The organism is Mucilaginibacter sp. UR6-1 (genome assembly GCF_020880975.1).
Lineage (GTDB): Bacteria > Bacteroidota > Bacteroidia > Sphingobacteriales > Sphingobacteriaceae > Mucilaginibacter.
The window spans coordinates 388,483-402,108 of the sequence record NZ_JAJIWP010000001.1 but is presented as its reverse complement, the minus strand read 5'-3'; the positions used below and the strand labels follow the sequence as shown (position 1 = coordinate 402,108).

At 42.8% G+C, this 13,626-nt stretch carries 12 protein-coding genes; 7 read left to right on the top strand and 5 right to left on the bottom strand.

What is annotated here, in order from left to right:
• Window positions 1-213 precede the first annotated feature (213 nt).
• Both LJ707_RS01805 and LJ707_RS01800 read right to left on the bottom strand, forming a co-directional pair.
• Window positions 214-1,773: a VCBS repeat-containing protein gene (locus LJ707_RS01805; RefSeq protein ID WP_228949021.1), complete on the bottom strand. Its 1,560-nt coding sequence runs from the start codon at window positions 1,771-1,773 to the stop codon at window positions 214-216.
• Between the two features lie 128 nt (window positions 1,774-1,901).
• Window positions 1,902-2,759: a fructosamine kinase family protein gene (locus tag LJ707_RS01800; protein WP_228949020.1), complete on the bottom strand. Its 858-nt coding sequence runs from the start codon at window positions 2,757-2,759 to the stop codon at window positions 1,902-1,904.
• 80 nt (window positions 2,760-2,839) lie between these two features.
• Between LJ707_RS01800 and lepA the strand changes: the two genes are divergently transcribed.
• Both lepA and LJ707_RS01790 read left to right on the top strand, forming a co-directional pair.
• Window positions 2,840-4,627 carry a translation elongation factor 4 gene (gene lepA, locus LJ707_RS01795; RefSeq protein WP_228949019.1) on the top strand — a complete coding sequence of 596 codons (1,788 nt, stop codon included), beginning with the start codon at window positions 2,840-2,842 and terminating at the stop codon, window positions 4,625-4,627.
• A gap of 112 nt (window positions 4,628-4,739) precedes the next feature.
• Window positions 4,740-5,621, top strand: a complete 882-nt coding sequence (locus LJ707_RS01790) for a bifunctional 5,10-methylenetetrahydrofolate dehydrogenase/5,10-methenyltetrahydrofolate cyclohydrolase (protein WP_228949018.1) — start codon at window positions 4,740-4,742, stop codon at window positions 5,619-5,621.
• 57 nt (window positions 5,622-5,678) lie between these two features.
• On the opposite strand, the gene LJ707_RS01785 is transcribed toward LJ707_RS01790, so the two are convergent.
• Together LJ707_RS01785 and LJ707_RS01780 are read right to left on the bottom strand one after the other, a co-directional pair.
• A complete protein-coding gene (locus LJ707_RS01785; RefSeq protein WP_228949017.1) occupies window positions 5,679-6,716 on the bottom strand; it encodes a glycosyltransferase family 2 protein in 1,038 nt (345 codons plus the stop codon).
• Window positions 6,716-7,597: a lysophospholipid acyltransferase family protein gene (locus tag LJ707_RS01780; RefSeq protein WP_228949016.1), complete on the bottom strand. Its 882-nt coding sequence runs from the start codon at window positions 7,595-7,597 to the stop codon at window positions 6,716-6,718. The genes LJ707_RS01785 and LJ707_RS01780 overlap by 1 nt, the downstream gene beginning before the upstream one ends.
• A gap of 36 nt (window positions 7,598-7,633) precedes the next feature.
• On the opposite strand from LJ707_RS01780, the gene LJ707_RS01775 reads away from it, so the two are divergent.
• From LJ707_RS01775 to LJ707_RS01755, 5 genes are all read left to right on the top strand, one after another.
• Complete coding sequence (locus LJ707_RS01775; RefSeq protein ID WP_228949015.1) at window positions 7,634-8,245, top strand: WbqC family protein; 612 nt, start codon at window positions 7,634-7,636, stop codon at window positions 8,243-8,245.
• A 55-nt stretch (window positions 8,246-8,300) separates the two neighbouring features.
• Window positions 8,301-9,581: a DNA polymerase IV gene (locus LJ707_RS01770; RefSeq protein ID WP_228949014.1), complete on the top strand. Its 1,281-nt coding sequence runs from the start codon at window positions 8,301-8,303 to the stop codon at window positions 9,579-9,581.
• 66 nt (window positions 9,582-9,647) lie between these two features.
• Window positions 9,648-10,598 (top strand): hypothetical protein, encoded by a 951-nt coding sequence (locus LJ707_RS01765; protein ID WP_228949013.1) that lies wholly within the window; start codon window positions 9,648-9,650, stop codon window positions 10,596-10,598.
• A 112-nt stretch (window positions 10,599-10,710) separates the two neighbouring features.
• On the top strand, window positions 10,711-11,247 hold the full coding sequence (locus LJ707_RS01760) for an efflux RND transporter permease subunit (protein ID WP_228949012.1): 537 nt from the start codon (window positions 10,711-10,713) through the stop codon (window positions 11,245-11,247).
• Between the two features lie 60 nt (window positions 11,248-11,307).
• Entirely contained in the window at window positions 11,308-12,027 is a 720-nt protein-coding gene (locus LJ707_RS01755) for a CPBP family intramembrane glutamic endopeptidase (RefSeq protein WP_228949011.1), read from the top strand.
• A 217-nt stretch (window positions 12,028-12,244) separates the two neighbouring features.
• Here LJ707_RS01755 and LJ707_RS01750 read toward each other — a convergent pair whose 3' ends face one another.
• Window positions 12,245-13,465 carry a GAF domain-containing sensor histidine kinase gene (locus LJ707_RS01750; protein ID WP_228949010.1) on the bottom strand — a complete coding sequence of 407 codons (1,221 nt, stop codon included), beginning with the start codon at window positions 13,463-13,465 and terminating at the stop codon, window positions 12,245-12,247.
• Window positions 13,466-13,626 lie beyond the last annotated feature (161 nt).

Here is a 13,626-nt window from a genome sequence, read left to right as displayed (position 1 = left end):
TTTTTTGTTGTCCCGGTGAAAAAAATCAACAACAATAAAAGCAGGCTTTAGATGAGCTTAACAGATGATACATAGGATAGATGTAGGGCGTTTTCATTGTTTGTTGTATTAACACTACAAATATACTACTAAATCTATAGAATTTATATAAAATATAAAATACATACAAAAACTAACTGTATATCAATTAATTAATTTTCAACAGCCTTAACTTTATTTAATTACCGGTTTATTTAACTGGTTAAAAAAGATGGATAATCCATAATTGGCGGTGCGCCATTTTACATCCAGACTATCAGGTACCGCGCCTGGGCTTTGAGCAAAATGCCCGGTGATAATATCGAGGTCGCCATCGCCGTCAACATCAGCTTTTTCAAGGGTAAGCGTTTTAAGGGGTATGGTACTTTTTGTGATGTATGATCTAAACGTAAACGCTTTGCTGTTTACATTATCCAGATAAACAAATGATTCATCCGCCAGCTTTGTAAATTCCGGAAAAAAGGCCGTGGCTACCAGGTCGGTATCACCATCCTTATCAAAATCATCGGCAAGCACGCGGGTAACACCATACAGCGGATAAAAATATTTTTGGTTAAAATTACCACTACCATTATTTATATTGATACGGATGCCATGATACGGCTTTAATATATTAGAGTAATCGGCATTGTCGCCGTGTACAGTGATGATATCTGTCAGCCCATCTTTATTATAATCTGTCAGTACCATATCCGTAGTACCATAATTTGGCGGAAAGCGCAGCACTCTGCTGGCACTGAACTTAAGCTTATCCTTTTGATAAAAAATATACACGCTTTCATCCCCCTGAGAAAACATAGCAACTACATCCTTTTTACCATCGGCGTTCATATCACGTATATAACATTTAATAGCGCCGGGTAACTCAAGCAGTACTTTTTCTGCATAACGGCCATTGATCTTCTTTTTACTGAATAATGAGAGTTTACCGGTTTTATTGCCAAAGCTGCAAACCACAATTTCGGGCAGGCCATCGCCATTCATATCATCAACAGCGGTACTTACAGGGCGATGCAGTGCAGGTATTAAAGTAGGGTTAGCACCGTTAATGTATTGCGAGATCAAACCGTTGCTTAGCTCTGTTGGGTATAGCTTACCTATTTGAGTAAAATAGGTTGTATCATTTTTAAACACAAAGCCTACCGCGGGGCTGGAGGTGTTTATAGTGCCCGTTACCCCTCTCCCATATTTCCATTTTAATGCCTTGTTGCTGAGCATACCTATCCATAAAGTTTGCGTGGCATTATTATATTTAAGCCCGGTTATCAATGAAGGTTGCTGCCCATCCAGCACAATATCTTTTCGTTTAAATGCAGTTAGCGGCGCGTTACGCATTAACCGGCTTTTATCAATATATACACTATCAGGCGCGTTGCTGATGATGTAATCACTTAGCTTTTTCCAATCCGCATCGCTCATTGCGGGCTGATCCGGGATGATGTAATTATCGTTGACTATCTTTTTTTCTTCGACAGATAAACCGCCAAGCGGATCATATCCCGCATAAATAATGCCCAGCCTGCTGGCCATAACAGGCAGCACGTGGGTTTGCCATATTTGCTTAGTTAAACTCCCCGGCTCGGGCAACATATGGCAGGCACTGCAATGTTTTATAAATATCGTACGGCCGTCATCATCTTTTGATAAACGGGCATGTTTGTTATCAAAGGATATTAAACTGAGTGAACACACAGCAAGCAGGAGACCTGTAATAACAGGGGCTTTAAAGCTCATTGATTTTTTTTGACGATATATATAGATAGATCGTCGGCAAGGTATCGTTAAGTATTTGTGCTTACTGTTTTTACTCCATAACTTATTTGATACAATAGCCCGTTATTACAATTGCATGATGATGTGGTTTAAATGTACCGGCTCAGGTTAGCCAACACCTGCTGTTTATACATGCCGCCAAACAAATTGAGATGTATCAGCAACGGATAAATATTCCACAGCGGCAGGCGTTGCTGCCAGCCTTGCGCCAAAGGGTAAGCAGCGCTGTAGGCTTCATAAAACCCGTTACCAAAACCGCCGAACAAGGTCGTCATAGCTATATCGAACTCACGGTGGCCATAACTAACTGCCGGGTCAATCAGATTAGGTTTGCCATCAGTACTTATTAAATAGTTGCCGCCCCACAGATCGCCATGGATGAGTGCGGGTTGTTCTTCATCAAATAAGTTGGGCATGTGATGATACAATTCATCAAAGCCTGCTGCTTCCTTTGCCGATAACAAACCGTTATCTACCGCCAGCTTTACCATTGGCTCAAGGCGCTCCTCAATAAAAAACGAAGCCCAGCTATTATGCTTTTTATTTCTTTGACGCAGGGAACCCATATAATTATGATGATACAGGCCAAAGCTTGCCGAAGTATTTTGATGCATAGCGGCTAACTGTGTACCCAGTAACTTTAAGTCAGCGGCACCTGCGCTTTGGGTATCCAGCCATTTTAAAATTAAATAAGCATCGTCATTTACATTGCCTTGCAATAATACCTGCGGTACAGCAATTGCGCCGGTATCTCCTATCAGCTCCAATCCAGCAGCCTCGGCCTCAAACATCCCAGGGAAACTACTATTGCTGTTCACTTTAATAAAATATTTGCTGCTTTGGGTATGCAAACAAAAGGCTTTATTAATATCGCCACCGCTTACCGGTAAGCAAGTTATTATACGTTCATTAAGTTCATTTTCAATGGCGCTAAGCAATGCTTTCATGGGTTCAAATTTAACGTTAGTAAATATCCGCGGTACGCGTTGCAAATTTATCGTGGCAAAAAGCTATTTTTGCGTTTCTGATGAAGCACATTCGTAACTTTTGTATTATCGCCCACATTGACCACGGCAAAAGCACTTTAGCCGATAGGTTACTTGAATATACTAACACCATTACCCAGCGCGAAAGCCAGGCCCAGTTGCTTGACGATATGGATCTTGAGCGCGAACGCGGTATCACCATTAAAAGCCATGCCATACAAATGGATTATGAGCTTGATGGTCAAAAATATACCCTGAACCTGATAGATACACCCGGACACGTGGATTTCTCGTACGAGGTATCACGCTCAATAGCTGCCTGTGAGGGTGCGTTACTGATTGTTGATGCCGCGCAGGGTATACAGGCGCAAACCATTTCAAACCTGTACCTGGCGTTGGAAAACGACTTGGAGATTATCCCGGTACTTAATAAAATGGACCTGCCCGGCGCTATGCCCGAGGAGGTAAAAGACCAGATTGTTGACCTGATAGGCTGCAAACGTGAGGATATTTTAGCTGCATCCGGCAAAACGGGCATGGGCGTGCACGATATTTTGCGTGCCATTGTTGAGCGTGTACCGGCACCGGTAGGTGACCCTGACGCGCCGCTGCAAGCCTTGATCTTCGACTCGGTTTTCAACTCTTTCCGTGGTATCATCGCCTATTTTAAAGTAGTTAACGGCGAGATCCGCAAAAATGATAAAGTAAAATTCGTAGCTACCGAGAAGCAATATTTGGCTGATGAGGTGGGTACTTTAAAATTACGTCCTCTGGCTAAGGATGTTATCAAAACCGGCGACGTAGGTTATATTATTTCAGGCATTAAGGAAGCGCGTGAGGTTAAGGTGGGTGATACCATTACCCGTGTTGACCGCCCGTGTGCCGAAGGTATACAAGGTTTTGAGGAAGTAAAACCAATGGTATTCGCGGGTATTTACCCCGTAGATACTGAGGATTATGAAGAGCTGCGCGAATCAATGGCCAAGCTGCAACTGAATGATGCTTCGCTGGTTTTCGAGCCGGAATCATCAGCCGCTTTAGGCTTTGGTTTTCGTTGCGGTTTCCTGGGCATGTTGCACATGGAGATCATCCAGGAGCGTTTGGAGCGTGAGTTCAACATGACGGTGATCACCACCGTTCCTAACGTATCGTACATTGCTTACACCACTAAAGGCGATAGCATGTTGGTAAACAATCCATCCGATCTGCCTGACCCAAGTAAGATAGATTTTGTGGAGGAGCCGTTCATAAAGGCTACCATCATCACCAAATCTGAATTTGTGGGTCCGGTAATGTCATTGTGTATCAACAAGCGTGGTGTCATTGTCAATCAATCATATCTAACATCCGACCGTGTGGAACTCATTTTTGAGATGCCTATGGGCGAGATCGTATTTGATTTTTATGATAAGCTGAAAACCATATCAAAAGGTTATGCTTCGTTTGATTATCATCAGATAGGCTATCGCCAGTCTGATCTGGTTAAGCTGGATATACGCCTGAATGCAGAGCCTGTGGATGCATTATCATCATTGATACACCGCAGCAACTCGTACGATTTTGGTAAAAAGATCTGCGAAAAGTTGAAAGAGCTTTTACCGCGCCAGCAGTTCGAGATCGTGATACAGGCATCCATCGGTGCCAAGATCATCGCCCGCGAAACGGTAAAGGCCATGCGTAAAGACGTTACCGCTAAATGTTACGGTGGTGATATCTCGCGTAAGCGTAAACTATTAGAAAAACAAAAAGCAGGTAAAAAACGCATGCGCCAGGTAGGTAACGTTGAGATACCACAAAGCGCGTTTATGGCTGTTTTAAAACTGGATTAAGAGCCCCCCTGCCCCCTGAAGGGGTGTTATTGGCGGCTCATTATATTGCTCCCCCTTCAGGGGGTTGGGGGGGCTAAACTTTTATTCCCCCTTTAGGGGGTTAGGGGGCTAAATGAATTTATTAGACGGAAAATACGTATCAGAGAAACTTAAGGTGGAGATAGCCGAGCAAGCGGCTGTAATTTTGGAAAAAACCGGCAGAAAGCCGCACCTGGTGGCGGTACTGGTAGGGCACGATGGTGGCAGCGAAACCTATGTGGCCAGCAAGATGAAGAACTGCGAAAAGGTGGGTTTTAAATCGACACTGGTGCGTTATGAAGATACCGTTACCGAGGATGAACTACTGAAAAAAGTAGAAGAACTTAATGCCGATGCTGATATTGATGGCATTATTGTTCAGCTACCTTTACCAAAACACATCGACCCTGAAAAGGTAACCGAGCGTATAGATCACCGTAAGGATGTTGACGGCTTTCACCCGGTAAACCTGGGCCGCATGCAGCGTAATCTGCCATCGTTCATCCCGGCTACGCCTTATGGTATTACGCTGATGCTTAAAGAGTATGGCATTGAAACCGCGGGCAAGCATTGCGTGGTGGTCGGCCGTAGCAATATAGTTGGTTCGCCAATGAGCATACTGATGGCGCGTAACACCCAGCCGGGCAACTGTACCGTAACTATTTGCCACAGCCGCACACCGGATATTAAGAAATTCACCTTAGATGCCGATATATTGATCGTGGCGATAGGTAAAAAAAATTTTATTACTGCCGATATGGTTAAAGATGGTGTGGTAGTGATTGACGTAGGCATGAACCGCGAAACATCGGCCACCACAAAATCTGGCTATAAATTATATGGCGATGTTGATTTTGAGAACGTAGCGCCAAAATCATCATGGATAACCCCGGTACCGGGCGGCGTTGGCTTAATGACCATCGTCGGTTTACTAAAAAACACTTTAGCTTCGGCCAATAAAGAAGTTTATCAATAAACAAAAACGGCTCGCTTTAATTAAAGCGAGCCGTTTTTATTATGAGGATACACTCTCCTACTTGTAAAAGAATTCAGGAGGTATATCGGTAAACTTTGTCTTCTTCCCTACAAAAAAGGCCGATACTATACTGCCTTTGTACATACCTGTAAGCGATTTAATACTGCCACGCTTACTCCCCTTTTGCTTTGATGATTTGAACAACTGCCTTACAAAATTTTGATGTGCCTTGCTTACCGCCCAGGCATCCTTGCGCTTACCCTCACCTAAAAAGCGAAACAGTGCCAGCAGATCCAACCAAAAACGCAAACCAATTACAAAGGTTGCCCGGCCAAACGGTAAGTTATTTTTTAACAGCAGCAGGTTATTCCTGAAATTCAGGTAAGTTTTAAACGGATTTTCGGTATTCAATGTACCGCCGCCAACATGGTAAACGGTCGACTCGGCGCAATACATTACCTTATATCCCATATTTTTTAAGCGCCAGCAAAGGTCAATCTCTTCCATGTGGGCAAAAAAGCGTTCGTCAAACCCGCCGGATTGCTGCCAGTATTTCTTTTTGATGAACAACGCCGCGCCCGATGCCCAGAATACCTCGCCCGATTGATCGTACTGGCCCCTGTCCTCCTCTATCTCATAAAAAATACGGCCACGGCAAAACGGGTAACCAAAGCTGTCAATAAACCCTCCTGCGGCACCGGCATGTTCAAACATCCGCTTATCAGCATATGATAGTATTTTGGGTGATGCCGCCGCGATTAACTCATCACTTTCCATTAAACCTATAACCGGCTCTATCCAACTGGGCTGCACCTCAATATCCGAGTTTAACAGTATAAAATAATCGGCATCTACCTTTTCAAGCACACGGTTATAACCGCCGGTAAAGCCATAGTTCTCGTCGTTCTTAATGATGGTTACTGCCGGATAAACGCTTGAAACCCATTCCACCGAACTATCGGTTGAGCCGTTGTCGCCAAGTACTATCTCAAGGTTTTGCCATGTTGAGGCCATTACCGAAGGCAAAAATTGCTGGAGGTGTTTAAGGCCGTTCCAGTTTAAAATAACAGCGGCAACTTTAGGTGTATAATTCATTAATGCTTATCCTCCGGCTTAAATTTCCACCGCTTGTGCGTCCAAAGCCAATAGCGGGGTTCCTGCCTTATCATGTTCTCTAAATATTTTACGTGAAGTTCAGTAACCTCATATTCTGCCGTTTGTTTGGGGTTTTCAGTAAGTGGCACAAATGTACAGGTGTAATGCCCTCTTTTTACAAGTTTTAAATCACAAAAAACAACTACGGCATCCATCATTTTCGCCAGTTTTTCAACCCCTAAAAAAACCGCCGTTGGCTGGTTTAAAAATGTGGTAAAATAATGTGCCTCGTGGCGTACCGGTGTTTGGTCGGCCACTAAAACCGTTATTGAAATTTGCCTGCGAACCTCACTCAGTTTGCGCAGCGTGTTTTTCATGGCCACCAGTGTAGCTCCAAACCGCGATCGCACGTATATAAAAAACCGCTCAAATAACTTGTTACTAAGTGGTTTGTACACAATAATGCGTGGCTTATCAGTAATTACCCCCAGGCTCAGTGCAGACATTTCCCAATTACCGTAATGCCCAACCGCCCCTATCACGTTGCGGCCCTGCTCAAAGTAACCATTGATCAGGTCGGCATTTAAAATTTTAATACGTTTGATAATTTGCCGCTCTGACAAGGTTATGCCCTTGATGATCTCTACGATCAGGTCAGCAAAATAGCGAAAAAAATCACGCTCTATTTTTTCTCTCTCCTCATCACTCTTCTCGGGGAAAGCGTTACGCAGATTTTGCTGCACCACCTTGCGCCTGTAGCCTGTAACATAGTATATTACAACAAAAAGCACATCGGCAATAAGGTACAAAAACCAAAAAGGCAATAGCGATACAAGGTACAAAAAACCGATACCTATATATGAAAGCCCTTTATTTATCATTTATTTCTGCGAAATTTGACCACAAACATAAAATATATGATCGATAAAGGCGCAGTACTTCCCTTGTTTTATCTACCACCGGTATCATACTTTGCACAATTTAACAAGTATAAGCCCGATGTATGGATTGAGCGTGAGGAGCATTTCCCAAAGCAAACCTATCGTAACCGCGCCAACATCTACTCTCCAGATGGTGTTTTAAGCCTGGTAGTGCCTGTTATTAAAGGATCAAAAAATCATACCAAGATAAAAGATGTACGCATCAGTTACGATTTTAACTGGCAGCGCCTGCACTGGATGAGCCTGCAAGCCTGTTACCGCCGGTCGGCCTATTTTGAGTATTACGAGGATGATTTCGCGCCGTTTTATGAGCAAAAAACGGATTACCTTTTTGATTATAACCAGCAAATGCTTGAACTGATATTAAAGCTGCTGAAAATAAAAACCGATCTTAAATTTACCGAAAGTTACGAGCACCATTATGAAGAGGCCGTTGATCTGCGTGATAGCATTCATCCTAAAAAAGGATTGATAACGGATAATAAGCCCTACTTCCAGGTGTTTGAGGAGCGAAACGGCTTTGTGCCCGATTTGAGCATTGTTGACCTGCTGTTTAACCAGGGGCCGCAAGCGCAATTATATATTTAAGCTATACTTATCAACACACTTGCATTTTGCTAATATATTTAGCAATTTTGTTTTTGTGAACCAGAATTCGATAGAGGCGCGGACAGATGCACGTGTGCTGTTTGTTGACATGAACAGCTTTTTTGCACGTTGTGAGCAACAGGTAAATTACTGGCTGCGCAACCGGCCCGTAGGCGTTTGTGTTTATACGGGCAAGTATGGTTGCGTAATATCCCTATCAACCGAGGCTAAGGAGCGCGGTATAAAGGCCGGTATGCGCCTTAATGATGTAATGGCACAATGCCCTGACTTTATACCGATAGAGAGCAACCCTGCCCGCTACCGCGAGTTTCATAAAAAGATAATTAACGTTATACGCAACTATTGCAATGATGTGGTGCCCAAAAGTATTGATGAGGCTATTATTAACCTTACCCATTATGACCATACCACGCCATTTGATATTGCCCGGCAGATACAGCAGGATATTTTAACCAAGGTTGGCGATTGGCTTACCTGCTCCATCGGCATAGCGCCCAATGCTTTTTTGGCCAAGCTGGCATCGGTACAAGGTAAAAAGCGCGGCGGCCTGGTAATGATAACGCCTGATAATATTGATGATATACTGCGCCCTTTAAAACTGGGCGATCTGCCCGGTATTGGCCACAACATGAGCTACCGGCTTGAACGTAACGGAATTAAAAGTCCGCTTGAGATGCGGTACGCCACGCCACAAAAGTTAAAGGCCATTTTTAAAAGTATTGATGGCATTTACTGGCATTACCGCCTCAACTTTGTTGAAACTAACATAGTAGCGCATGATTACCGGGGCATGCAGGCCATGCGGCAAATCTCGGCCGAGAAACGTAAAAACCCGGAGTTTATCGATCAGCTTTTTATGACCTTGTGCCTAACGCTTGAGAAGCGTATGGTACATCATAAATTCCACTGCAAATCCATCGGCTTTACCGCCCGTTATGAAGATGATACCCGCTGGGATGATGCTTTTACTATAACTACGCCTGTACAGGATGCTGTTAGCCTGATGCGGATGATCCGTCTGCGGATTGACAAGTTTCGTGAAAAAACCGGCTGCGGCCCCGTGCTGAATACTTACATTACCCAGATGCGGGTTGCCGTTACTAACTTTGTTGACAATGGTGATATGCTGTATAGCTTGTTTGAGGATATGGATCAAAAACAAACAGCGCTAAAAACCATGCATGCCATCAAAAATAAATTTGGTGCCGATAAGCTGGTACGTGCTGTTGAAATGACCGACGGTAAAGTAATAAAGGATGTTATTGGCTTCGGCTCGGTGAAGGACCTGACAGACCTTGATTATAAAACGGTATAAAGCCCGGTTAGAGGCAAAACAACTTGGGCAAAAGGCTGTTAGTTAGTTCGATTAAACTGCAAGGCCTTGAAATTTAAACTTCTGCTATTTTTTATTTTAACGCAACTGGTTACGGCCAGCGCACAAACCGCGCCCGATACCGTGCACACCGGTATTTACATTACCAGCATTCACGACATTAATTTTAAGGATAAGGAATATACCGTTAACCTATGGTTGTGGATGAAGTATAAGAACAAAGACTTTGATTTTGAGCACAACCTTGAGGTACCACAAGCAAAAACGGTCGAAAAATCATTTTCGACGGTTGATACTACCGGCGGGCAGATATACCAGATGATGAAGCTGCAATGCGTAATGAAGGATAGCTGGACAATCAATAACTTTCCGTTTGATGAACAAAAATTACGCTTTTCAATAGAGAACTCGCAGTTTGATTCGGACGCGCTTATTTTTACAGCCGATACACTCGGGCAGCATTTTGACCCGCGTTTTACCTTGCGCGGCTGGAATATTGACAGTATTGACATTACCACCGGCATCAAGAAGTATGAAACCGGCTTTGGCGATGAAACGCTTGCAAAACCACATACCGAGTACAGTAATTTTAAAACCCGTTTGGTGATACACCGCAATGCAATGGGTTTGTTCTGGAAAATGTTTTTGGGTATGTATGTAGCATTTTTAATTGCCTACATGTGTTTCTACATTCATGCCGATAGTATTGATTCGCGTTTTGGATTAAGCGTAGGCGCGCTGTTCGCGGTAATAGGTAATAAATATATTATTGATGCCTCCCTGCCCGATTCAACTACCTTTACGCTGGTAGATACCCTGCATGGTATAACGCTGTTTTGCATACTTACCATCATTATTTGTACATCATATACATTAAGGCTTATTAAGCAGGACAAACTGGAACGGTCGCGCCGCTTTGATCTGATCTGCGGGCGTATTGTATTGGGATGCTATATTATTTTAAACGGGTATTTTATACTAATGGCCTATCAGGGTTGATCTCTTTTTCAAGTTACATAACATCGCTTATTCATTAAAATAAGCTAAGAATCTATTTGCCAAAAAAACAGAAAAAAATTATCTTCGGGGCAACAACCTTATCGGTAACACAATGGAAAATTCCCCTATCCCCGCCCAACAGGCAAACACCACATGCACTGCCTGTACCTCTGCAATAGTACTTGATGATAATTTCTGCAACAGTTGCGGTTATCCTGTAAAAGGTACTGAAGAAGAGAAAGACAATTTCATGGCCAATCGCATATCAAAACAAATAGACCTTAACACACATGCTGAAAGCATGAAGAAAGCGGGCTATTCGTTGTACTGGATTGCCGGATCGTTCCTGCTATTTGGGTTCATCATGTTCGCCGTTAACCAGGAAGCTGAAGATGCCGTATTTACACTGATATTAAACATTGTTTTATCAGCAGTATTTGCTTTACTTGGTGTATGGAGCCGAAATAAACCATTAACGGCATTTATAGTAGCCTTAACCCTGTATGGCCTCATAACCATACTTAACGCCATTGTTGAACCAGCATCATTGCTGCGTGGTATCATTGTAAAAATTGTTGTGGTTACCTGGCTTATAAAAGGCATGAAAGCAGCCATGGATGCAGAAAAGCTCAGCAGAGAGTTGAATTAAAAAATGAATCATATATCCGAATTAACTCATGATATTGATCAACAACTTTGCAATAACTGCATGGCTGTTGTTAACGGCAGCAGGTATTGCGGCACATGCGGCCATCGCCAGATTGTGGATGACATACCAGAAACCTCGTACCGTTTTTTACAATTAAAACAAGTCGGTTTGTTTTTTGGGCTACACTTAATAATATGTTGCCTGGCTGAGTTTGTGGACTACTTTGACACGCTTAAATGGATGGCGGTGTTTGATATAATTCTGGCTACTATAAATATAAGCTTTGTGGCCTTGAACTGGTCTACTGTAAAACATTATTTAAAATGGCCTGACTTTTCCATACAAAAACTATCACTATACGTAGGCATTGCCATGTTAATATCATTGTTTACCCACTATACTATTACATGGATAAACGAAACCATTTTTGACAAACATGTTTATTACTATTACGCCTTTGCTGATTTAAAATATGGCAAAGCACTTATGTTGCTCTCTATGGCGGTAGTACCCGCTTTGTCTGAAGAACTTGGCTTTAGGGCATACCTCATTAATGGCCTGTTAAAAATAGTTGATGTTAAGCAGGCTATTATTATCTCGTCATTCTTGTTTTCCATCATCCACCTAAGTTTTTTATCGCTATACTGGCTGCTGCCATTTAGTATGTTCATCGCTTATATATTTCTGAAAGAAAAAACAATGTGGTATGGTGTGTGCTTTCACTTTGCCTTTAACCTAACGGCATGTTTATTTGAAATTATCGATGTTGTGCCACTATGAAATGTCGGTATAATTATTATCCCAAAGTACTGAACTTAGTAAGTATTGCTTAAATCATATAACTATAGTTAACCGAGATTAGAATTGCATTAAAATTCCTATTAAGAGTTAGCTAAACCAAAATTTTGTGCTACTATTGTACCAGCAGGCTCCTGCCTGCTATGTGATAAGGTTTAGGTTTGAAGGCCCCAGCAGCGAGTGCGTGGGGCTTTCTATTTTATCCGGCCTGGCTTTGCGGAATTTTTACGGTGAATACACTGCCCTGGCCGGGTGTTGATGCGATATCTAAATTTCCGTTCAGGCTATCTATCAAATGCTTAACAAGCGATAACCCAAAACCATACCCCTGTTCACCAACAGTGCCTTTGGTTGATTTGCCCTCGCCCATTAAAATAGATGCTACCTGTGCGGGCAACATGCCTATGCCATTATCGGCAACGGTAAATATCAATGTATTTAAACTGCCGCCCAACTGAAGATCGATACTTACCGAAACCCCGCCCCCTCTTGGTGTAAACTTAATGGAGTTAGATATGATATTACCCATGATCTGCATCAGCTTATTGCGCGAAAAGGGCACCGCCTCGGTACCTGCATTAGTGGTAATGGTTAAATGTATACCTTTATTTAAAGCTTGCGGCGCATATAGTTTTTCAAGTCTGTCCTTCAGCATAAGCTGATTGAACTCATTAACGCCAACAGCAGCAATAGCGCTTTTAGATATATCGGTACTTAAAATCTCATCAGCCAGTTCAAGTATGGAGTTACCGCTCTTATATATCAGGTTTATAAATTCAAGCACCTCTTCCATGCTGTTTTCATCACCCTGCTCGCTTATTACCCTGGCCAACCCGATGATGCCCCCTACCGGGCCACGTATATCATGCGCTACCCGCTTTTTGCTTTCAATCGCCTCGGATGCATTACGTTTAAGTTCCTGCAGGGTTTTATAAACCTGTAAACGGTTAACTATTTCGCCTGCAATAATTTTCAGCATCTCTATTTTTTCGGGGCTTAGCTGTTTGGTTTGCGCGTCCATCAAACAAAGCGCGCCTAAGTTATTACCGCTTGCCGTACGTAAAGGCACGCCGAAATAATATTTCAGGTTCGGCGCTCCGCTTACGTACGATTTATCTTTAAATCGTTCATCAGCGGTAAGATCGCTCACCTCAAAATTATCAGCACCGGCTATGGTATACTGGCAAACCGTTTCTTCACGCGGCAGTTGTTCAACAGGCAGGCCATGCCGGGCTATTGTCCATGAGGTATACGAGTCGATAAGATTTACCAGGGAAACATCAGTACCGGCTATTTTCGCGGCAAGGGTGGTAAGATCCTTAAATTGGTCCTGCAGGCTGCTGTAGTCAAGGTCATAATCAGAAAGTTCAATAACCCTTTCCATCTCATTTACAGGTACCGGTAGCATATCAGCTTGCATAATATAAAGTTTAGTAAGCAGGTTTAGCCCTGTTTACGGTTTGTATATTAACAGGTTGCAACATATTTAACAACCATAAATAATAACAAAATAATAGCGGCGGCGGTTTAAATTATCTGGAATTATAAGCAATGAGCTATATACTACTGTATGTAAAACCT